Raw genomic sequence first — 18,503 nt, 5'->3', positions numbered from 1 at the left:
GGGCTCCCGACTTGGGACGAGCGAACGAACCGGGGAGCGGAAACGACCGTCAGGGCGCGCTCTGGGCTCCCGACTTGGGAGATGGGTCGGGAGATGGGTCGGACGTGGGGACTGGGTAGGGAGCTTGCTTGGGGACGGTGGCGCCGTCGAGGGGGCCGAGGCCGGCTGCCAGCGCCGAGCCGACGACCAGCACCCCGCCCACGTAGGCGAGGGGGCCGGGGCGTTCGCCGGCGACCGCAACCGCCATCACGGTGGCCACCACCGGCTCGGCGGTTGCGATCACCGACGCCCGGGTCGACGAGATGCGGGTCAGCCCCACCCCGAGCAGCAGGTAGGCGAGCAGCGTGCTCGCCAGCGCCAACACCGCCAACAACCCGGCGACCTCACGGGTGGGCCACTCCAGGTCGGCGAAAGGGACCAGCGCCAAGCCGCCGATGATCATGGCGATGGCGTAGGTGCGGATGGGGCCCACGGTCTCGACCAGCGTGCGCCCGACCAGGTAGTAGCTGGCGTAGCTGAGGCCGGCCGCCAGGCCCCAGGCAACGGCCGCTGCGCTGACGGTGACGCCCTCGCCACCAGCGGCGGCGGTGAGGGCGACGCCGCCGGTGGCGAGCAGCACCAGCGTGACCGCCCGGACGGTCGGGCGGAGCCACCCGAGGCTGACCGAGCCGATCAGCACCCACAACGGCGCTGTGTACAACAGCACCCAGGCCAGCGTGATGCCACCGCGCTCGATCGCGGCCGGGAGCGCCGTGTAGAAGACCGAGACGCCGATCAGCCCGAGCGCCACCAGGCGCAGCCACACCACCGGTTGTCGAAGCGGTGAGGTGATGGGCGCGGCGCCGCTCTCGAGACCGGTTCCATGAAGATCCGGACCGTCGGCGGTGCGGCCCCGCATTGCCTGGATGAGCCAGATGACGGCGAATCCGACCCCGGCGATCATTGCCCTCCAGGCGGCCATGGTCACCGGGTCGATGCCCCGGGCGGCCAGGCCGTTGGCGACCGGGCCGATCACGCCCCACAGCACCGCCGCTCCCAGCACGGCCAGTGCGCCGATCGTTCCTGGGGCCAACGAGCGGCCGGCCCTTCCCCTGAGCGTCGAGTCGCCGCCCGGTTGTCCGTCACCGCCCGATCGGCGTCGGTTCATTCCCGGTCGGAGGCGGTCTTCTTGGCCCACGGATAGTCGGCCTTGCCGGTCGGCGACCGCACCACCTCGTCGACGATCACCAGCTTACGGGGCACCTTGTACCCGGCGATCGAGGTGCGCACATGGGCCTTGAGCACGTCCAGCGTCGGCTCGGCGCCCTCCGTGGCTGCCACGATGGCGGCGATCGTCTCGCCCCAGCGCTCATCGGGCACGCCAACGACGACGGTGTCGAAGACGTCCGGGTGGGTCTTGAGCGCCGCTTCCACCTCCTCGGGAAACACCTTCTCCCCACCTGTATTGATGCTGACCGACCCACGGCCGAGCACGGTGATCGTCCCATCGGCCTCGACGACCGCCTGATCACCGGTGATGGCCCAGCGTTTGCCGTTGGCCTCGACGAACGTCTCGGCGGTCTTCTTGGGGTCGCCGTAGTAGCCCAGCGGCATGCGCCCGGTGCGCGCCACCTTGCCGATCGTGTCCGAGCCCGGCTCGATCGGCACCATGTCCTCGTCGAGGACGCAGGTGACCTCGGGATCGAGCACAAACTTGGTGCCCTCGGAGGCGCTATCGCCGGGCATGAGTCGCTGGGTGCCCTGGGCTCCGGTCTCCGAGCTGCCGTAGCCGTCGGCAATGATCAGGTTGGGCAGGATCTCCTGAAGGCGGGCCTTGTTGTTCGGGTTGAGCGGCGCCCCTCCGGAGGACACCGTGTACAGCGATGGAACCTCGAAGCCGCCCTCGTCGTCCCAGGCGTCGAGCAGCGGCCGCGCCATGGCGTCACCGATGACGATGAGGATGTTGACCCCCTCGGCCTCGATCTGGCGCCACACCTCGGCGCCGTCGAAGCTGCCGGGTAGCAGCACCATTCTGCCGCCGCAGAGCCACCACGACATCGACGTCCACTGGGCGGCGGCGTGGATCAGCGGCGCACAGGCCATGACAACCACCTGGTCGTCGAGGATGCGGTCGCACAGTTCGTCGACGCTGGACACGGGGCCGAGCAGGCGCATCGGGTCGCCGCCGCCGACGCAGGCGAAGAAGGCATCCTCCATACGCCACTCGACCCCCTTGGGCATGCCGGTGGTGCCGCCGGTGTACATCAGGTAGATGTCGTCGCCGCTGCGTGGGCCGAAGTCGCGAGCGGTCGACGCGGCCCCCACCGCCTCGGTGTAGTCGATCGCACCGAAGGCGACCGGGTCGCCTTGCGACGGCTCGGCTCGGGGATCGATGTCGTCGACCACCAGGCTGATGCGCAGGTCGTCCAAGTCGCCCGCTACCTCGGCCATCGCATCGGTGAAGCGTCGGTGAAAGACGACCGCCACCGCGTCGCCGTCCTGGAGCAGGTGCGACAGCTCTGCGTGGACGTAGCGGTAGTTGACGTTGAGGGGCACCGCCCGGATCTTGAATGCGGCCAGCATGGTCTCCACGAACTCGACGCAGTTCTGCATGTAGCAGGCGACGTGATCGCCCGGGCCCACCCCGGCGTCGGCCAGCACGTGGGCCAGCGCGTTGGACCGCTCCTCGATCTCCCGGTAGGTCACCCGCTGGCTCCCGACCACCAGCGCCTCCCGGTCGGGATAGTGATCGGTGGTCAGCTCCCACAGATCGGCCAGGTTCCACGGAACCTGCGTTCCGCTCGATTCCGTGCTCCGGTCGGTCATCTGTGTCCCCCTGTTGGTGAGCGGTGCGTTTCGGTCGCCCGATGCCCCGGCCATGCAAACTGCAACGTGTTCTACTCTGGGTCCATGGGCATGCCAACGGACATCGGAATCATCGACACCATGGTCGGGTTCCCCTCGCCAGACCGTAGTCAGGTTTACAAGTTCATTCAGCCGCATCTGCGCGATGAGGAGTCGAAGAGCTTCTCGATGCCGGCGGCCTACATGTTTAAGGACGTGCCGCCCGAGATCGATCCCGAGGCCGACCCGGTGGCCGTCGTGCTGATGAACATGGACGCCCACGGTGTCGAGCGGGCGATGGTCAACGTGGCCAAGGACGACCGGGAGGCGCCCCGCCGGGCCATCCGCGACTTCCCCGACCGCTTCATCGCCTGCGCCGAGCTCGACCCCAACGGCGGCATGGACACCATCCGGCTGCTCGAACGCCTGGTCGCCGACTTCGGTGTGCGTGCGGTGACCACCACCCCGTTCGCCTACCGGGTGGCGATCAACGACGCCCGCTACTACCCGCTGTACGCCAAGTGCGTCGAGCTCGACCTGCCGATCTTCGTCACCGCCGGCGTGCCCGGCCCTCGGGTGCCGATGGCCGACCAGAAGGTGGAGCTGATCGACGAGGTGTGCTGGTTCTTCCCCGAGCTGAAGTTCGTCATGCGCCACGGCGCCGAGCCGTGGGAGGCGCTGGCGGTGAAGCTGATGATCAAGTGGCCCAACCTGTATTACTCCACCTCTGCATTCGCCCCCAGGTACTACCCCCAGGCCATCATCGACTACGCCAATACCCGGGGTGCGGACAAGATCATCTATGCCGGGTACTTCCCCGCCGGGCTCACCTACGACCGGATCTTCTCCGAGCTGCCCGACGTGGCCTTCAAAGACGAGGTGTGGCCCAAGTTTCTGCGCACCAACGCGGAACGGATTCTGGGCCTGAGTTAGTCGATCAGGCGCAGGTCGACCGGTTCCGTCGTGTCCGCATCGGCGGGCAGGCCGATGCGGGCTGCGGTGTGCAGGCAGGCCTCGGTGAGCTTGGGGCCAAAGGTCTCTTTGACCGGGGCCAGGTGCCCCTCGTCGTAGCGCAGGAATTCGGCGGTCGGGATCAACAGCGCCGTGCGAGCCTGCTCGAGGGGCGACACCGCCCGGTCCCTCGTGGTGACCAGCACGGTGGTGGGCACGTCGCAGTGCTTGATCCAGCGTCGGGAGTCGAAGGTGGCCACCGCCACCCCCGCCTCGGTGACCATGCGCCAGTCGTGGCGGCGCATCTCCTCGGACGCCCAGCGTTGGAAGGTGCTGGGACGCTCCCCGGTCGGGGCGAATGGGATGCGCCTGCGGATCGTCTTCGGCAGCCTCCAGGTGACGCGCAGCGGCCCGGCGATCGCCGAGACCGCACCGACCACGACGATCTGCTGGCGCAGGCCGGGCACCAGCCAGCTGCCGGTGGCGGCGAGCACCAGGCCGGACACCAGCTCCGGGTGGCGCTTCCACAACAGCTGGGCGATCGGGCCGCCCATCGAGTATCCGACGGCGATCACCGGTCCGCAGCCGAGATGCTCGATCAGCGCAGCGGTGTCGTCGGCGCAATCGGCCAAGCGAAACCGCCGCCGCGAGCGGATGCCTCGGCCGTGGCCCCGCATGTCGGGAGCGATGATGCTGAAGTGCTTCGACAGCTCGTCGAACGCGTTGTAGTAGTTCAACCCACCGCTGGCCACCCAGCCGTGAAGCAACAGAAGGGTCGGTGCGCCCGGAGGCCCCTCGACCCGACGGTAGAACGTCTTGCCGCGGCCGGGCAGCTCAACCCGTTCACCCCATGGCAACCCGAGGACGTTGTGCTCCTCGGCCTCGTCGATCGGCCCCTCGTCGTCGACCAAGCTCGTGTCGGGATGGACGGTGTCGCGCTGTTCGGCCATGAACGTTCCCCCTGGGCCACCAAAGCGCGCACGCATCAGGGATTCCGGATGGACCGTCCGGTGGCCACCGGCAGCTTAGGACATCGGCAACAGCTGTTTGACGGTGCGGGCCAGTTTTCGCTGCACCTCGTCGGCCTCGGTCATACCCGAGATCCATCCGACCAGTGCCGCCAACCAGACGTCGAAGAGGGTGTCGGCCACGTCGATCGATTCGTCGGTCGGTTCGGCCTCCATAGCGGCGACGATCAGGGCGCGCATGGCATCGGTGACGGTCTTGACCACCTCGGCCACCTCATCATTGCCCGACACCAGCGCCCGGATCTGGGCGATCGACACGTTGGGGCGGGCCAACAGGGCGTGATTGGCCCGTCCGAGCACGGCCAACACCCGCTCGCCGGCCGAATTCCCCCGCGCGGGACGGGCCTCCAGGTCGGCGGCCAACGCCCCCACCTCGGCCTCCATCACCGATGCCACCAGGTACTCCTTGGAGGGAAAGTAGCGGTACAACGTCCCGATCGCCACGTCGGCACGGGCGGCGACGTCGCGCATCTGTACCGACTCGTAGCCGCCCTCCGCTGCCAACGCGGAGACCTCCCGCAGCATGCGTCGACGCCGGGCATCCTGGGCCGCGGTCAGCCGGCTGCCGGCGGCGTTCACTGAGGGGACGGGCTCGGCGCCGACGGCAACGTGGCCCACGAAACTGGCCGGCCCGCCACCTCGACGATCGCGTCGAGGTCGTCGAGCGCCACAGCCACGGGGCGAACCAGCGAACCCTGCGACGAGGAACCCTGGGAGGGAGCACCCACCCCGCGATAGTCCGCCTCGGTGGCGCGAGCGTGTTCGTCGGCGCTCATGGCGGGAGCATCGGGCGCCCACGCCTGCACGACCACACCGACCCCGAGCCGTTGGGCGAGCGCCAGCACCTCGGGCTCAAGTTCACCACCGTCGACCTCCATGCCACCGGCGCGCACGCCGATCGACGGGCGACCGGCCAGGCGAGCCATCAGGGCACCCGCCGCAGCAAAGCCCGGCAGCGGCGTGGTGGCGACGACGACCGACCGCGGCACGGCCGTCGGAAACGCGCGCCCAACCCAGAAGCCCGCCAGATCGGCCTCGACGACCGCCACGCCGTCGTCGGGTGCCGCCCCGGAGAGGTGAAGTGCAGCTCGAGGCGCCGACAGCGGCACCTCGTCGCGCTCGTAGGCAGGACCGGTGACCGCCGCCAGCGCCTCGTACAGCGGCGGGCGTGGCGCCGGGCCGCCGGCAGGACGGGTCCAGCCCTCTGCTGCGATCGAGAGCTGACGGGGATCGAGGTCGATCACGTTGCCGGTCGGACGGGCGGGCAGTTCGTCGTCGCCGACCCCGCAGATGATCACTACCACGGCGTCGTCGACGCCACCGAGCTCGCCGTCGCGGGCCTGGAGGCCGATCGTGCCGGCGTGGTAGGGGCTGTTCCAACGAAACACACCCTTGGCCCCGACCGTGTTGAGCACCGGCATGCCCAGGCGTTCGGCGAACGAAGCCAGTGCCTCGACCGAGCCGGAACGGACGACGCCGACGCCGGCGATCACCGCCAGCGGAGCGCCTTGTAATGATGATCCCAGCTGGTAGGCCACCTGCCGGTCGAGCTCACCGCCCACTGTCAGGCCGTCAGGCACGTCTGCGCCCAGGTCGAGATCGAGGTGCAGCGCCACGGTGGCGGGCATCATCGGGTCGATTCCCGCCAGCGTGTCGAGCAGTTCCTCGGGTGATCCGACCGTCTGGGGAAACGCTGTACCGCCGGGGAGCGATGACAGGTGCAACAGCTGACCGGCGAGTACCGCTGCGCCCAGGCCGCCATTGACCGCCCCGTCGGCGTCGGCGAGCAACACGGCCAGGTCGGGGTCGTCGACGTCAATATGGGGAAGGCCCCCGGCGGCCGTGCCCAGATCGAGTCCGACCGTGCGCCGCACGCCGAGTGCTGCCAGCGCGCCGGCAAGCGCCTCTGCGACGGTGCCCGGCCTGGTCTCGGCCTGGCTCACGTCGGCTCCTCCCCGCCGCCGACCAGGGCGTCGAGGGCCGCTTCGACGGCGCCCACCAAAGAGGGATCGAGGTCAGAGAAACCGTTCACCGAGGCGAGGATACGACGCCAACCCTCCTGGGGCGTCCCCCAGCCCAGGCGGCGACAGGTGCCGGTCTTCCAATCCTCGCCCTTGGGCACGTCGGGCCATGCCGCGATGCCGACCACCTGTGGACGGACGCACGCCCACACGTCGACGAACGGATGACCGACGACCGTGACCCACTTCGACGCTGCGCTGCGCTGGGACTCGGTGAGGTGCCACTCCTTCGTGCCCGGGATGAGGTGATCGACCAACACGGCAAGGCGGGCCTGCGGCCCAGGAGCGAACCGGGCGACCGCCGCGTCGAGGTCGTCGATCCCGCCCTGGGGTTCGACGACGATGGCGGCGTCGCGCAGGTCGTCGCCCCACACCCGCTCGATCAGGCGGGCATCGTGGTCGCCCTCCACCCACAGGCGGCTGGCCCGGGCGACCTTGGCCGGGCCTTGTGGGGCGGCGATCGAGCCCGACGCGGTCCTTCCCAGCGACAAGCCCGACGACGGAACCCGGTCCACGCCGATCAGCGTGATCGTCTCGCCGGCGACAGCAAAGCCGCCCGCCAGGTTGGTCACCCGACGTGTCGTGCCATCCAGCAGCCGCAACACCACCCACTCGCGGTGCCATTTGTCGACCGTTCCGCGGGCGCCGGTCGCCCGGTGCACCAGGGTCTCGGCATCGGAAACCCGTCGCTCCGGCGGGCCGGCGGCGATGGGGTCGTTGCGCAGGTCCAGGATGTCACCGGAAACCGGGTTTGACGCGGGTCGTGAGAAGCGTGCCACCCCGCCAAGGTAGAAGAGATGGCGGAGCGACCGGCGCATCCGGGCTCCGCCATCCCGACCGACGGGAACATCCGGGCGTGGGCTTCAGTAACGCAGACCCGGGGCTCGGGTGCCGAAGATGTCGACTCCGAGCTGCGAACCCAGCTTGGTGGCGTCCCAGCGCTTGCCCTTGTTGTTGAGGGTTGCGCCGTCGCTCCAGCCCTCCATCCAGATGATGTTCTCCGCCACCGCGCGGATCACCTGACCGCTGACGTGGGCGGCCTCATCGGAGGCCAGCCATGCGACCAGCGGCGAGGACACCGACGGGTCCATCGGGTTCCACTCGCCCTCGGCCACATCGTCGGCCTCGATCACGTCGGGCGCACCGGGCATGGTGGCGGTGATACGGGTGGCGGCGGCGGGGCCGACGCAGTTGACCGTCACGCCCATCTTGGCCAGCTCGAGGCTGAGGGTCTGGGTCATCCCCGCGATGCCGGCCTTGGCGGTGGCGTAGTTGGACTGGCCGAAGTTGCCGACCAGGCCGGCACCGGAGGTGGTGTTGATGATGCGGCCGCCCACCGGCGCACCGCTGGCCTTATTGCGCTCACGCCAGTGCACCGCTGCGTGCTTGGACGGGGCCCAGGCACCCTTGAGATGCACGGCGATCACCGAGTCGAAATCCGCCTCGTCCATGTTCCAGATCGCCGAGTCCCGCACGATGCCGGCGTTGTTGACCAGGATGTCGAGCTGCCCGTAGGTATCGATCGCCTGCGCAACCATCTCGCCCGCCGCTGCGTAGTCGGCCACGTTGGCAAAGTTGGAGGCGGCCTGCCCGCCGCGCTCGACGATCAGCGCCACCGTGTCGTCGGCCGCCTTGCCGGTGCCCTCGCCGTGCACCGAGCTGCCCAGGTCGTTCACGATCACCTTGGCGCCGTGGCGGGCCAGCTCCAGCGCATGGCCTCGACCGATGCCCTGACCGGCCCCGGTTACGACGGCCACCTTGTTGTCCAACATTCCCATGTGCGGGCGCTCCTCGTTCGAAATCTGACGGTTCGTCAGATTCTAGAGGGAGCGGGTTGAAACTACCTACAGACGACGCAAGTGCACCCGCTCCACCCGGTGGGCGCGGCCCTTCTCCAGAATCACGTCGGCCCGCTCGCGGGTGGGCAGGATGTTCTCGGCCAGGTTGGCGCCGTTGACGGTGCGCCAGATTCGACGGGCGGTCGCTTCGGCCTCGGCCTCATCGAGCCGGGCATAGGTCGTGAAGTAGCTGTCCGAGGTCTGAAACACGGTCTCGCGCAGCTTGAAGAACCGCTCGACGTACCACTGCTCGACCAGGTCCTCGGGGGCGTCGACGTACAGCGAGCTGTCGAAGAAGTCCGACACGAACACCACGGGGGTGCCCCGCTCAACCATCGGTGCCTGCAACACGTTGAGGCCCTCGACGATCACGATGTCGGGATCGCAGATCACCTGCGACTCGTCGGGGACGATGTCGTAGCTCACGTGGCTGTACACCGGTGTCGTCACCGATGGCTCGCCGCTCTTGAGGCGGCTGAGCACGTCGATGAGCGCGGCCCGGTCGTAGCTCTCCGGAAACCCCTTGCGCTCCATCAGGCCGCGCTCGGCCAGTACGGCGTTGGGGTGCAGGAAGTTGTCGGTGGTGATCAGCGCCACCTTGGGGTGATCGGGCCAGCGCTTCAACAGCGCCGCCAACACCCGGGCGGTCGTCGACTTACCCACCGCCACCGATCCGGCCACCCCCAACAGGTACGGCACCTTGACCGCCGGCGCACCCAGGAAGGTATCGGTGGCACGGAAGAGCGCCTGAGACGCGCTGACGCGCAGGTTCATCAGGCGCGAGACCGGCAGGTACACCTCTTCCACCTCGTGCAGGTCGAGACGGTCGTTGATGCCGCGCAGGTCGGCGACGTCGGCCTCGCTCAGGGTGAGCGGCGTGGAGGCGCGCAGCCCGGCCCAGGTGTCTCGGTCAAAGCTCCGATACCGGGACTGGGGGTTCACACGGCCTGCCAGCTCAAGGGCGAGAGGGCCCGATCAGGCCCGGCTCAACCAGGCGTCGCCCGCGGCAAACTCGGCGTTGATCTGCTTCTCCAGCTCGCCCTTGGACGCCTTGGCGATCCGATCGCCGATCAGGGGCACCTTGATCGAGACGTCCATCTCGATCTCGTAGTGGGTGGTGCCGTCGTCGTTGGAGGTGATCAACGTGGAGCCCTTGGTCTTCTGTGGAACACCGTCCATCGTCACGTCGAAGTGGCCGCCGTAGGTGCCATCGCCCTTGTCCATCCAGACGTCATCGGTGGTGACCAGCGGGCTGGAGGGCAGCACCTTCTTGGCGATCGCCGGCACGTCGAGATCGGTGTTCCTCTTGATCACCATGCGCAAGCCGTCGTCGGAAGGCTCCTCGGTGATCACCTCGATGTTGTGGTGACCCATCGCCTCGAACTTGGCGACGTGTGCCTTCGGGTCGGAAAACATCGCCCACACCTCCTCGATCGGGTGGTCGAAGTCGTGCTTCATCGTCAGCTTCACGGTGCTGTGGCTCCTCATCCCCGCGGGGCTCTGGGTTCGGGTTGGAAACCCAGAGCGTAGGTCAAGGGCGGCGAAGCACCTCCACGAAGAAGCGTTCGCCAGCGCGGGCTGGGGGCCGGAGGTCCGGGATACGGTGTGTCGATGAGCACATCCACGGGCGATCACGACGAATCAAACCGCAGCGCCGGCCGGGCCGAAGGCCACGACGGTGCCTCCCACGAGGAGGTGCTCGCCTCGACGCGCGAGGCCCAGCACCGCTTGGAGGCGTCGCCCCAGCGTGTGCCGATCAACGCCTACCGCTCCGACGCCGCATTCGTCGTCGTGGCACCGGTGCCCGGCGTCAGCCCCGAGGACGTGCACGTCGAACTGCGCCAAGGATCGGTCCGCTTCTGGACCAACGTCCGCTCGGCGACGACGCGCACCTATGACGTGCACGAATGGCACTACGGCGGTTACGAACGGACCATCGAGGTACCCGACGGATTCGGGGCGTCGGTGTTGGTGTCGCTCGGCAACGGCCAGCTGGTCATCCGGGTCGCCGCCGGTCCGTTTGGCGGCGACGTCGACCTTCAGGCCACCCAGGCCGACGCAGACCACCATCTCGCGACCGACTGAGCATCCTCAGCGGATGGCGAGCGGGGCGACCGGCGTCGATGTGGCGCCGACCAGGGGTTCGGGCACGGCGATCAGCTGAGCGGTGGCCGGCCGGTCGGGATGGGCGGCACATTCGTCCGCCAACGCCTCCAGGTTCCAGTTCTGACCCTGCACCATGCCCAGATCGCGCAGGCACAGCAGGTGGACGGCCAGCAGATCGTCCCAGTTGCCGGTCTCGGGCGGAAACACCTCGTGGCTGTAGGTATCGCTGAACACCCCGGCCAGGTCGTGGCGGGCAAACCACTCAACGCAGCTGACCCCGATGCCCGGCAGCTGCCAGTCCTTGCCGACCGCGTAGCGGCGACGGTCACCCGACAGGTAGTGGCGGACGTCGCCGGTGCGCACCAACACCACATCGCCCGGCTCGGGTGTGGCCCCGGCGCGCTCGATGGCGGCGTCGAGCACGTCGGCGGTCACCGCCTGTCCCGGTTCCATGAAGTCGATCCCCAACGTGCGGGGCACGTCGAGGAGGATCGCCCGGGTGTTGATCGGCCGCAGCTGCTCCGCACCGCACCAGGTGGCACCGGAGGCGGCACCGATCGTGTCGGTCGACCGGCCGTTGTACAAGAGGCCGTCGTAGGCGACATGTGAAAGCGCGTCCACGTGGGTGCCGGCCGAGGTCGACATCGTCAGCTGATCGTCGCAGCCGGTCCAGATGCCGGGAGCCATCGGATCGCGCTCGTTCATCGTCGTAAACGTCAGGACGGCGTTGAGCCGACCGGCCGGCTGGCCGACCTGCACGCCCTTGCCCTCCCCCAGCAACGGGAGCGCCAACGGAAACGCCGCGCCGTCGACGACGCAGGCGGCGCCGCGCCGCGCCGCGTCCGGGGTCAACAGGTTGCCGGTGCCGGCCTGGTCGTCGTCGCCCCAGCGACCCCAGTTGGAAACCCGCTCGGCCAGCTCGCGCAGTTCCTCGGAGAACGCCACGGTTAGATCGGTTCGGTTCCGGACACGGCGAGCACGCCGCGGGCCAGCTTGCCCTCGTGCAGCTCGTCGAGCGCCTTGTTGAACTCCTCCAACGGATAGGTGGCGCTCACCAGCTCGTCCAGCTTCAGGCGACCGGCCTGGTAGAGGCGCACCAGCATCGGAATGTCGTACGCCGGGCGCGACGAGCCGTAGCGGCAGCCGGTGATCGACTTGTCGTTGTACATCGTGTTGACGACGAAGCTGGCCTCGGCGCCCATCTTGGGCACCCCCACCATCACGACGGTGCCGCCAAAGTCCAACAGGTCGGTCGACATGCGGATCAGCGCGGTCGACCCGACGCACTCGAAGACGTAGTCGACGCCGTTGGGGCAGATCTCCTTGATCGCCTCGATCAGGTCGACCCCCTCGCCGGCGCAGACGAAGTGGGTGGCGCCAAACTCGCGGGCGAGCTGCTCCTTGGCCGGGTTGGTGTCGACGGCGATGATCGGCAGCGAATCGGACAGCGCCAAGCCCTGCACGACGTTGAGGCCGATGCCGCCCACGCCGATCACCACCGCCGACTCGCCGTGGCTGACCTTGGCCCGATTGATCACGGCGCCGACGCCGGTGATGACGCCGCACCCGATCAGCGATGCCGAGCTGAGCGGGATCTCCTTGGGAACGGCGATCGCCGAGGTGGCCTTGACGACGGTCTCCTCGACGAACGCCGACGTGTTGGCGAACTGGAAGGCCTTCTCGCCGCCGACGGTAAAGGGACGGCCCAGCCGCCCGGCGTTGGCCCGACAGAACGTCGGCTTGCCCCGGGCGCACTCGGCGCAGATGCCGCAGTTGCCCAACGTGCTGAGCACGACGTGGTCGCCCTCGGCCAGGGTGGTGACGTCAGGGGCGACACCGACGACGACGCCCGCTCCCTCGTGGCCGAGCACGACCGGCGGCGGAAACTTGATCGTTCCGTCGATCACCGACACGTCGCTGTGGCACAACCCGGCCGCCTCGATGCGCACCCGCACCTCGCCGGCGCGAAGGTCCCGCACCTCGATGTCGTCGCGGACCGACGCCTCGCTCCCGTCAAAAACAATGCCCCTCATGCGGTGGTGCCCTTCCTGGTTTGCCCGGCGCGCTCCTGGCTGCCCAGCGGCCGAGACTTATCTGACGACCCGTCAGAAGCTATCGGGTCGCTCGGCGCAGTTCACCCTCTCGTTTGGCCCATCACGGCAACGGGTACGTTTCCCGCTCCATGTCGCCCGCAATCGAAACCCACACCATCAAGCGCACTTTCGACGGCAGGCCCGCCGTCGACGGGGTCGACCTCAGTGTTGCCCCCGGCGAGATTTATGGGTTCCTCGGGCCCAACGGCGCGGGCAAGTCGACGATGGTGCGCATGCTGTGCACCCTGTTGGCACCCACGTCCGGAACGGCCGCCGTGCTCGGACACGACGTCGCCAAGGACCCCAACGGCGTGCGGTTCAACATCGGGGTGGCGCTACAGGACGCCGGGCTGGACGAGCGTCAGACCGGGCGGGAGATCCTCGATATCCAGGGTCGGCTCTACGGCCTGAACCGCTCGGAGATCGCCCAGCGCACCACGGACATCATCTCGTTCATCGACTTGGGCGACGCCTTCGACCAGCGGGTGGCCACCTACTCGGGCGGCATGAAGCGGCGCCTCGACCTGGCCGCCTCACTGGTGCACAACCCGCAGGTGCTGTTCCTCGACGAGCCGACCACCGGGCTCGACCCGATCAGCCGCAAGAAGGTGTGGGACGAGGTGCGCCACCTCAACGAGGAGCTGGGGATGACCGTCTTCCTCACCACGCAGTACCTGGAGGAGGCCGACGAGCTGGCCGACCGGGTGGGCATCATCAGCCACGGCAAGCTGGCGGTCGAGGACACCCCGACCGCGCTGAAGCGCCAGCTCGGCAACGACCTGATCGTCGTCGAGGTCGAACATGCCCAGATGGAGCTGGCCGAATCGACCCTGGCCGGGCTCGAGGGCACCGAGGGCGTCGAGATGCGAGGCCACGAGCTGCTGGTCGGCACCCCCAACGGTGCCGCCCTGCTCAGCCCGGTGGCGATCGCCCTGGGCAAGGCCGACCTCAAGGTCCTCAGCCTGACGCTGCGCACGCCCACCCTGGACGACGTGTTCGTCTCGGTGACCGGCGAGCGTCTGGCCGGGGACGACGACGACCAAGACGACGTGGAGTCCGAGTGAGCAACACCGAGATCAGCGCCCGCCCCGCGGGCTTCTTCACCGACCTGGCCACGGTGGCCCGACGGGCGATCCGCAGCCTTCCCCGGGAGCCGGAGGCGATCATCCCGGCGATCATCGTGCCGGTGTTCTTCTTCTTCGTCAACGTGGGATCGCTCCAAAAGTTGGCCCAAAGCAGCGGCAGCGTGGTCGACTTCAAGGCCTTCCAGCTGCCGGTCGCCATCATCTTCGCCGTCACCGGTGTGTCCCGTGCCTCGGCGCTGGTGACCGACATCCAGGACGGCTACTTCGACCGCCTGTTGGTCACCCCGGTAAAGCGGCCCGCGCTGCTGCTCGGGCTGATGATCGCCGACTTTGTTCTGGTCGTCGTCCTCAGCATCGGCGTCACCGCCCTGGCCATGGTCATGGGCGTTCGTTTCGTCACCGGCCCGCTGGGCATGCTGGCCTTCCTGCTGATCGCCGGCGCCTGGGGCGTGGCCTTCACCGGTTTCCCGTACACGATCGCTCTGCGCACCGGAAACCCGGGCGCGGTGGCTTCCAGTTTTCTGCTGTTCTTTCCGTTCGCCTTCCTCACGACGTCGTTTCTTCCCAAGGAGGCGCTCAGCGGCTGGCTGCAGACCGCCGCCACCTACAACCCGGTGACCTACCTGCTCGAGGGCCTGCGGGCGATCGTGTCCAGCGGGTGGGAGGTGGCGCCGATCGCCAAGGCCATTGCGGCCGTGCTCGGCTTGGGCCTGGTGACCTTCACGCTGGCCTTTCGATCGCTGGGCGCGCGAGTCTCCAGCGACTGAGGACCCGCTGCGCGTGTCGACCGGAAGGCCGACCGATGTTGTGGAGCGTTGCGCTCAGCGGCCCAGGCGGGGCGCCGCCAACACGTCGGCATACAGGTCGCGCTTCAACGTCGACACGATGGTGGACGCCTTCCCGGCACCGTCCGCCGCCAGTTCGAGCGCACGTCCCTTCAGGGCGTCCGGTTCGGCGATGTGCTCGACGATGCCGGCGGCCAACGCTTCGGCCGCGTCGAACCGGTGGCCGGTGGTGACGGCCCGGTGCGCCGTCTGGGGCATCAGACGTGCCCGGATGAGGGCCAATTGGAACGGCTGGAACGCCAGACCCAGGTCCACCTCGGGCAGGCAGAACCAACCCCGGTCGGCGCGCATCACCCGCTGATCGTGGGCCAGTGCCAACATGGCCCCGTATCCGAAGGCGTGGCCCGACAGCGCCGCCACGGTTGGGCCGGGGTAGGTCAGGATCCGGGCCAGCACGTCCAGCGACCGCTCGACCTCGGCCTCCACCTCACCCTGCTCCAGCCCGGCAAGAAACTCGAGGTCGTAGCCGGTGCAGTAGGCCCGCTGTGACCCGATCGTCACCAAGGCCGGCGGCTGCTCGGCACCCTCGAGCCGATCGATGGCGTCGATCACCCCATCCAACCACTCGCCGTCAACCGTGTTGAGGCCGTCACCCAAGACCAGGACGGCCATCCCATCGGACTCGGACAACGTGACCGCACCCCAGCGTGTCACCGCGTCCTCAACGTCGGCTGCAGCTGCGTGATCGTTCATCAGCTCAGTGTGTCGCATCAGGACCGCGGGCGACGGTTCGGCCACCGCCGAGTCCGCCCACAAGAGCGGGCGCCATCGTTCCCAAATCGCTATGACGTGCGACACAAGCGGTACCCTCACCGAAGCACAGAGCACAGAGGGTCGGAGGGACCATGACGCAGCCCCGAACGCACGCACGAAACGGAGTGGTTGCGGCGCTGTGCGCCGTAGCGTTGATGATGCCACTCACGGTGGCAAACGCCGGCGCCGCTCCGACGTCGCCACGCCAGGACGATGCCCCCACCCAGGACGACCTCAGGCTCAACGAACTGCAGTTCCTCGGCAGCCACAACAGCTATCACCTGCCACCGCTGAAGGGCCTGTTCGACTTCGCCAAGACGATTGCCCCACCCGAGCTGAAACCCGAAGAGTTGCTCTACGAGCACGGCCCCCTGCCTCAGCAGTTCTCCGGCGAAGGGGTCCGCCAGATCGAGCTCGACCTCGTCGCCGACCCCGAGGGCGGCCGCTACGCCGATCCGGTCGCCAACATCGTCACCGGCATCGCGCCGTACGACGAGGAGTACGAGGCGTGGGACCCACCCGAGCTGCAGGAGCCGGGGACCAAGGTGTTACACATCCCCGACTTCGACATGCGCACCACCTGCGTGTTGTTGACCCAGTGCTTGACCCAGGTACGTGACTGGTCGACAGCGCACCCCGGCCACTTTCCGATCGCTGTTCTGCTCGAGTTGAAGGACGATATGTTCGAGGGCGACCTGCCGGTCGACCTGACCGAACCCCTGCCGTTCACCGCCGCGCGTCTCGATGACCTCGACGCCGAGATCCGCACCGTGTTCCCGGAGGACGCCATGTTCACGCCCGACGACCTGCGGGGCAACGCCGCCACGCTCGACGAGGTGGTGACCGGGCCGGGTTGGCCGGCGATGTCAGCGCTCCGTGGCCAGACCATGTTCATGCTCGACAACGAGAACGTCATCGCCGACCGCTACCGCGACGGGCACCCGGCGCTCGAGGGGCGGGTGATGTTCACGTCAAACGCCCCCGGTGAACCCGACGCTGCGTTCGTCAAGCTGAACGATCCAATGACCGACCGCGCCACCATCGAGCAAGCGGTCGAGGCGGGCTATGTCGTCCGCACCCGCGCCGACACCCCGATCAGCCAGGCCCAGTCGGGAAACACGACCATGCAGGACGCCGCCTTTGCCTCGGGCGCCCAGTGGGTGTCGACCGACTACCCGGTGCCCGGCCTCACCAAGCTGCTGGGCGTTTACGGGTTACCGTTCGCCAACTACGTCTCGCCCCTGCCGCCCACCAGCCGCGGCGCTGCGTTGGTCGCCGAGCGTGCTGCGCCGGCCGACGCCCCGCTCCGCGTGGCCCGCTGCAACCCGGTCAGCGCGCCGGACTACTGCTTCGACCTGGCCCTCACCGAACCGGAGCCGCCGTCGACGATCGAGGCGCCGCCGAGCGGCGACGACGAGGCTGCCAAGCCGCTGCCACCGAAGTTCACCGGCTGAGCATCCACGCCCGGCTCAACCCATCGGTCCTCTGACGGCAAAGCTGCCGGTGGCGCTGGCCACCAGGTTGCCGTCGGCGTCCAGGGTGCGGGCCTCGAGGTGGACGATGCGTCATCGGTCAGAGACCCACCGCCAACAGCACCCAGCGCACGACCATGCCCACCACCACCGCAACGATCAGGTTGCGGGTTCGCCAGGCTGCCAGGCCGGCCGCCAACACGCCGAGCAATTCCGGCGTGCCGACCGGCGGGGCGCTCGGCCCCCACAGATCGGTGACGCCCAGCGCCGACAGCACTGCCGGGCCGACGTTGCGCAGCGCCTTGGACACCACCGGGGGTGGGGTGCGATCCGCCAGCGCCAGGATGAACACGCTGCGGAACAGGTAGGAGCCGATGCCCGCCAGCACGATGACCAGCAGGATCACGGCTCGGTCCCTTCGCTCAGGTCATCCAGGCCCGTGAACTCCTCGGCGATGTCGTGGGCCGAATGCTCGGCGAGATCGCGGGCGGCTCGATCGGCCGCGTTATGGGTTGCCGGCGTGGAGGGGTCGCCGTCGTCGTGCTCGGGGACGCGGTCGATCGGGCGTAGGCCACCCGCCTCGTCCTCACCTTCTCGATCGGCCAGCGTGCCGACGATCACGCCCACCAGCCCGCCGGCCAGAAGCCCCAGGTTGTTGGGCAGCCCGGCGAACAACCACGCCCCAACACCCCCGCTGACCGCGGCGACGACAGCCGGCATCCGGTTGAGCGCCACGACCACCAGACCGAGGAACATCAGCGGTACGGCGAAGTCCAGACCCCAGGAATCGGGCACCAGAGGGCCGAGAAGGATCCCGAGCGCCACCGTGGTCTGCCAGAGCGTCCAGAAGACCGCCCCCGAGGTCAGGTAGTAGCGGCGCCAATCGTGAGCGTCATCCTCCAACGGCTCGGTTAGCGCGAACTGTTGGTCGATCAGCACATATGGAGCCAGCCAGCGGAACCAGCGGGGCTGGTCGGTGAAGCGCGAAGCGAGTGCAGCCGAATACATCAGGTGCCGGGAGTTCACTGCCAGCGCCGCCCCCAGCGCACTGAACGGGGCGCCACCAGCAGCGAGGATGGTGATCAGGGTCAGCTGGCTGGCGCCGCCAAAGATGATCCACGAACTGGCCCAGCCGACGAAGTTGTTGATCGACGACTCGCCGATCGCCACGCCCAGCACCATGGCGAAGGGCACGGCCGGCACGAAGAGCGACAACGCGCCGCCAAGGGCACGACGAGGTGGAGAGGGCCCTTCGGTAGTCGACACAGCGGCGCACGCTAGAACACAAACGTGCCGAGAGCCTCGCCATGATCAAGCCGAATGGCGACGGTGGCCACGCAGACGGCAACGGGTGTCCGTTGAGCTGTACCGGCCATGGCGACACGCCCTGCAGTCGATAACGGGGGCCAGCAACCCCATCGGCCGGCTCCGCCGTCGGGTCAGGGGATGAATTCGCCGTGGCGTTGGGACCACAGGACGTCGCCGGAG

The 18,503-nt window shown here is 68.6% G+C and carries 19 protein-coding genes; 5 read left to right on the top strand and 14 right to left on the bottom strand.

Going from position 1 to position 18,503, the window contains the following annotated elements:
• Positions 1 to 49: 49 nt before the first annotated feature.
• Both PKD89_RS00095 and PKD89_RS00090 read right to left on the bottom strand, forming a co-directional pair.
• Entirely contained in the window at positions 50 to 1,147 is a 1,098-nt protein-coding gene (locus tag PKD89_RS00095; RefSeq protein WP_289012162.1) for a DMT family transporter, read from the bottom strand.
• Positions 1,144 to 2,805, bottom strand: coding sequence for an acyl-CoA synthetase (locus PKD89_RS00090; protein WP_287377069.1), 1,662 nt, complete (start codon positions 2,803 to 2,805; stop codon positions 1,144 to 1,146). The genes PKD89_RS00095 and PKD89_RS00090 overlap by 4 nt, the downstream gene beginning before the upstream one ends.
• 84 nt (positions 2,806 to 2,889) lie before the next feature.
• Between PKD89_RS00090 and PKD89_RS00085 the strand changes: the two genes are divergently transcribed.
• Positions 2,890 to 3,756 (top strand): amidohydrolase family protein, encoded by an 867-nt coding sequence (locus tag PKD89_RS00085; RefSeq protein ID WP_287377071.1) that lies wholly within the window; start codon positions 2,890 to 2,892, stop codon positions 3,754 to 3,756.
• On the opposite strand, the gene PKD89_RS00080 is transcribed toward PKD89_RS00085, so the two are convergent.
• The 7 genes from PKD89_RS00080 to PKD89_RS00050 all read right to left on the bottom strand — a co-directional run bounded on the left by PKD89_RS00080 (position 3,753) and on the right by PKD89_RS00050 (position 10,149).
• The gene (locus tag PKD89_RS00080) at positions 3,753 to 4,724 is read right to left on the bottom strand and encodes an alpha/beta fold hydrolase (RefSeq protein WP_289012161.1); all 972 of its coding nucleotides are present in this window, start codon (positions 4,722 to 4,724) and stop codon (positions 3,753 to 3,755) included. The two genes, PKD89_RS00085 and PKD89_RS00080, sit on opposite strands and share 4 nt — an antisense overlap.
• A 75-nt stretch (positions 4,725 to 4,799) precedes the next feature.
• Positions 4,800 to 5,381 (bottom strand): TetR family transcriptional regulator, encoded by a 582-nt coding sequence (locus PKD89_RS00075; protein ID WP_287377075.1) that lies wholly within the window; start codon positions 5,379 to 5,381, stop codon positions 4,800 to 4,802.
• A complete protein-coding gene (locus PKD89_RS00070) occupies positions 5,378 to 6,745 on the bottom strand; it encodes a hypothetical protein (protein ID WP_289012160.1) in 1,368 nt (455 codons plus the stop codon). Before PKD89_RS00070 ends, PKD89_RS00075 begins: the two co-directional genes overlap by 4 nt.
• On the bottom strand, positions 6,742 to 7,602 hold the full coding sequence (locus PKD89_RS00065) for a DUF3097 family protein (RefSeq protein ID WP_287377080.1): 861 nt from the start codon (positions 7,600 to 7,602) through the stop codon (positions 6,742 to 6,744). The genes PKD89_RS00070 and PKD89_RS00065 overlap by 4 nt, the downstream gene beginning before the upstream one ends.
• Positions 7,603 to 7,686: 84 nt before the next feature.
• The gene (locus PKD89_RS00060) at positions 7,687 to 8,601 is read right to left on the bottom strand and encodes an SDR family NAD(P)-dependent oxidoreductase (protein ID WP_287377083.1); all 915 of its coding nucleotides are present in this window, start codon (positions 8,599 to 8,601) and stop codon (positions 7,687 to 7,689) included.
• A 66-nt stretch (positions 8,602 to 8,667) separates the two neighbouring features.
• Positions 8,668 to 9,603 (bottom strand): type I pantothenate kinase, encoded by a 936-nt coding sequence (coaA, locus tag PKD89_RS00055; RefSeq protein ID WP_287377086.1) that lies wholly within the window; start codon positions 9,601 to 9,603, stop codon positions 8,668 to 8,670.
• Between the two features lie 33 nt (positions 9,604 to 9,636).
• Positions 9,637 to 10,149 carry a DUF2505 domain-containing protein gene (locus PKD89_RS00050; protein WP_287389720.1) on the bottom strand — a complete coding sequence of 171 codons (513 nt, stop codon included), beginning with the start codon at positions 10,147 to 10,149 and terminating at the stop codon, positions 9,637 to 9,639.
• A 123-nt stretch (positions 10,150 to 10,272) separates the two neighbouring features.
• Here PKD89_RS00050 and PKD89_RS00045 point away from each other — a divergent pair, with 123 nt between their 5' ends.
• Positions 10,273 to 10,746: an Hsp20/alpha crystallin family protein gene (locus PKD89_RS00045; RefSeq protein ID WP_287377091.1), complete on the top strand. Its 474-nt coding sequence runs from the start codon at positions 10,273 to 10,275 to the stop codon at positions 10,744 to 10,746.
• A gap of 6 nt (positions 10,747 to 10,752) precedes the next feature.
• On the opposite strand, the gene PKD89_RS00040 is transcribed toward PKD89_RS00045, so the two are convergent.
• Entirely contained in the window at positions 10,753 to 11,712 is a 960-nt protein-coding gene (locus PKD89_RS00040) for a cyclase family protein (protein WP_289012159.1), read from the bottom strand.
• Between the two features lie 2 nt (positions 11,713 to 11,714).
• Positions 11,715 to 12,800, bottom strand: a complete 1,086-nt coding sequence (locus PKD89_RS00035) for a Zn-dependent alcohol dehydrogenase (protein ID WP_287377102.1) — start codon at positions 12,798 to 12,800, stop codon at positions 11,715 to 11,717.
• A gap of 149 nt (positions 12,801 to 12,949) precedes the next feature.
• On the opposite strand from PKD89_RS00035, the gene PKD89_RS00030 reads away from it, so the two are divergent.
• Both PKD89_RS00030 and PKD89_RS00025 read left to right on the top strand, forming a co-directional pair.
• Positions 12,950 to 13,924, top strand: a complete 975-nt coding sequence (locus PKD89_RS00030) for an ATP-binding cassette domain-containing protein (RefSeq protein WP_289012158.1) — start codon at positions 12,950 to 12,952, stop codon at positions 13,922 to 13,924.
• The gene (locus tag PKD89_RS00025) at positions 13,921 to 14,712 is read left to right on the top strand and encodes an ABC transporter permease (protein ID WP_289012157.1); all 792 of its coding nucleotides are present in this window, start codon (positions 13,921 to 13,923) and stop codon (positions 14,710 to 14,712) included. Before PKD89_RS00030 ends, PKD89_RS00025 begins: the two co-directional genes overlap by 4 nt.
• A gap of 54 nt (positions 14,713 to 14,766) precedes the next feature.
• Here PKD89_RS00025 and PKD89_RS00020 read toward each other — a convergent pair whose 3' ends face one another.
• Positions 14,767 to 15,483, bottom strand: a complete 717-nt coding sequence (locus tag PKD89_RS00020; RefSeq protein ID WP_289012156.1) for an enoyl-CoA hydratase/isomerase family protein — start codon at positions 15,481 to 15,483, stop codon at positions 14,767 to 14,769.
• Between the two features lie 152 nt (positions 15,484 to 15,635).
• Between PKD89_RS00020 and PKD89_RS00015 the strand changes: the two genes are divergently transcribed.
• Positions 15,636 to 16,997: a Ca2+-dependent phosphoinositide-specific phospholipase C gene (locus PKD89_RS00015; protein WP_289012155.1), complete on the top strand. Its 1,362-nt coding sequence runs from the start codon at positions 15,636 to 15,638 to the stop codon at positions 16,995 to 16,997.
• A 118-nt stretch (positions 16,998 to 17,115) separates the two neighbouring features.
• Here PKD89_RS00015 and PKD89_RS00010 read toward each other — a convergent pair whose 3' ends face one another.
• Both PKD89_RS00010 and PKD89_RS00005 read right to left on the bottom strand, forming a co-directional pair.
• Complete coding sequence (locus PKD89_RS00010; protein ID WP_324332204.1) at positions 17,116 to 17,421, bottom strand: AzlD domain-containing protein; 306 nt, start codon at positions 17,419 to 17,421, stop codon at positions 17,116 to 17,118.
• Positions 17,418 to 18,281 (bottom strand): AzlC family ABC transporter permease, encoded by an 864-nt coding sequence (locus PKD89_RS00005; RefSeq protein WP_289012154.1) that lies wholly within the window; start codon positions 18,279 to 18,281, stop codon positions 17,418 to 17,420. Before PKD89_RS00005 ends, PKD89_RS00010 begins: the two co-directional genes overlap by 4 nt.
• Positions 18,282 to 18,503 lie beyond the last annotated feature (222 nt).

It is taken from the genome of Candidatus Neomicrothrix sp., from assembly GCF_035329545.1.
GTDB lineage: Bacteria > Actinomycetota > Acidimicrobiia > Acidimicrobiales > Microtrichaceae > Microthrix > Microthrix subdominans.
This window is presented reverse-complemented; position numbering and strand designations above follow the sequence as displayed.

Bases quoted from the DNA above. Each gene is read 5' to 3' on its own strand.
- PKD89_RS00085 (WP_287377071.1), top strand. From the start codon at position 2,890: ATGGGCATGCCAACGGACATCGGAATCATCGACACCATGGTCGGGTTC.
- PKD89_RS00045 (WP_287377091.1), top strand. From the start codon at position 10,273: ATGAGCACATCCACGGGCGATCACGACGAATCAAACCGCAGCGCCGGC.
- PKD89_RS00030 (WP_289012158.1), top strand. From the start codon at position 12,950: ATGTCGCCCGCAATCGAAACCCACACCATCAAGCGCACTTTCGACGGC.
- PKD89_RS00050 (WP_287389720.1), bottom strand. From the start codon at position 10,149: ATGAGGAGCCACAGCACCGTGAAGCTGACGATGAAGCACGACTTCGAC.
- PKD89_RS00090 (WP_287377069.1), bottom strand. From the start codon at position 2,805: ATGACCGACCGGAGCACGGAATCGAGCGGAACGCAGGTTCCGTGGAAC.
- PKD89_RS00015 (WP_289012155.1), top strand. From the start codon at position 15,636: ATGACGCAGCCCCGAACGCACGCACGAAACGGAGTGGTTGCGGCGCTG.
- PKD89_RS00060 (WP_287377083.1), bottom strand. From the start codon at position 8,601: ATGGGAATGTTGGACAACAAGGTGGCCGTCGTAACCGGGGCCGGTCAG.
- PKD89_RS00020 (WP_289012156.1), bottom strand. From the start codon at position 15,483: ATGAACGATCACGCAGCTGCAGCCGACGTTGAGGACGCGGTGACACGC.
- PKD89_RS00080 (WP_289012161.1), bottom strand. From the start codon at position 4,724: ATGGCCGAACAGCGCGACACCGTCCATCCCGACACGAGCTTGGTCGAC.
- PKD89_RS00035 (WP_287377102.1), bottom strand. From the start codon at position 12,800: ATGAGGGGCATTGTTTTTGACGGGAGCGAGGCGTCGGTCCGCGACGAC.
- PKD89_RS00095 (WP_289012162.1), bottom strand. From the start codon at position 1,147: ATGAACCGACGCCGATCGGGCGGTGACGGACAACCGGGCGGCGACTCG.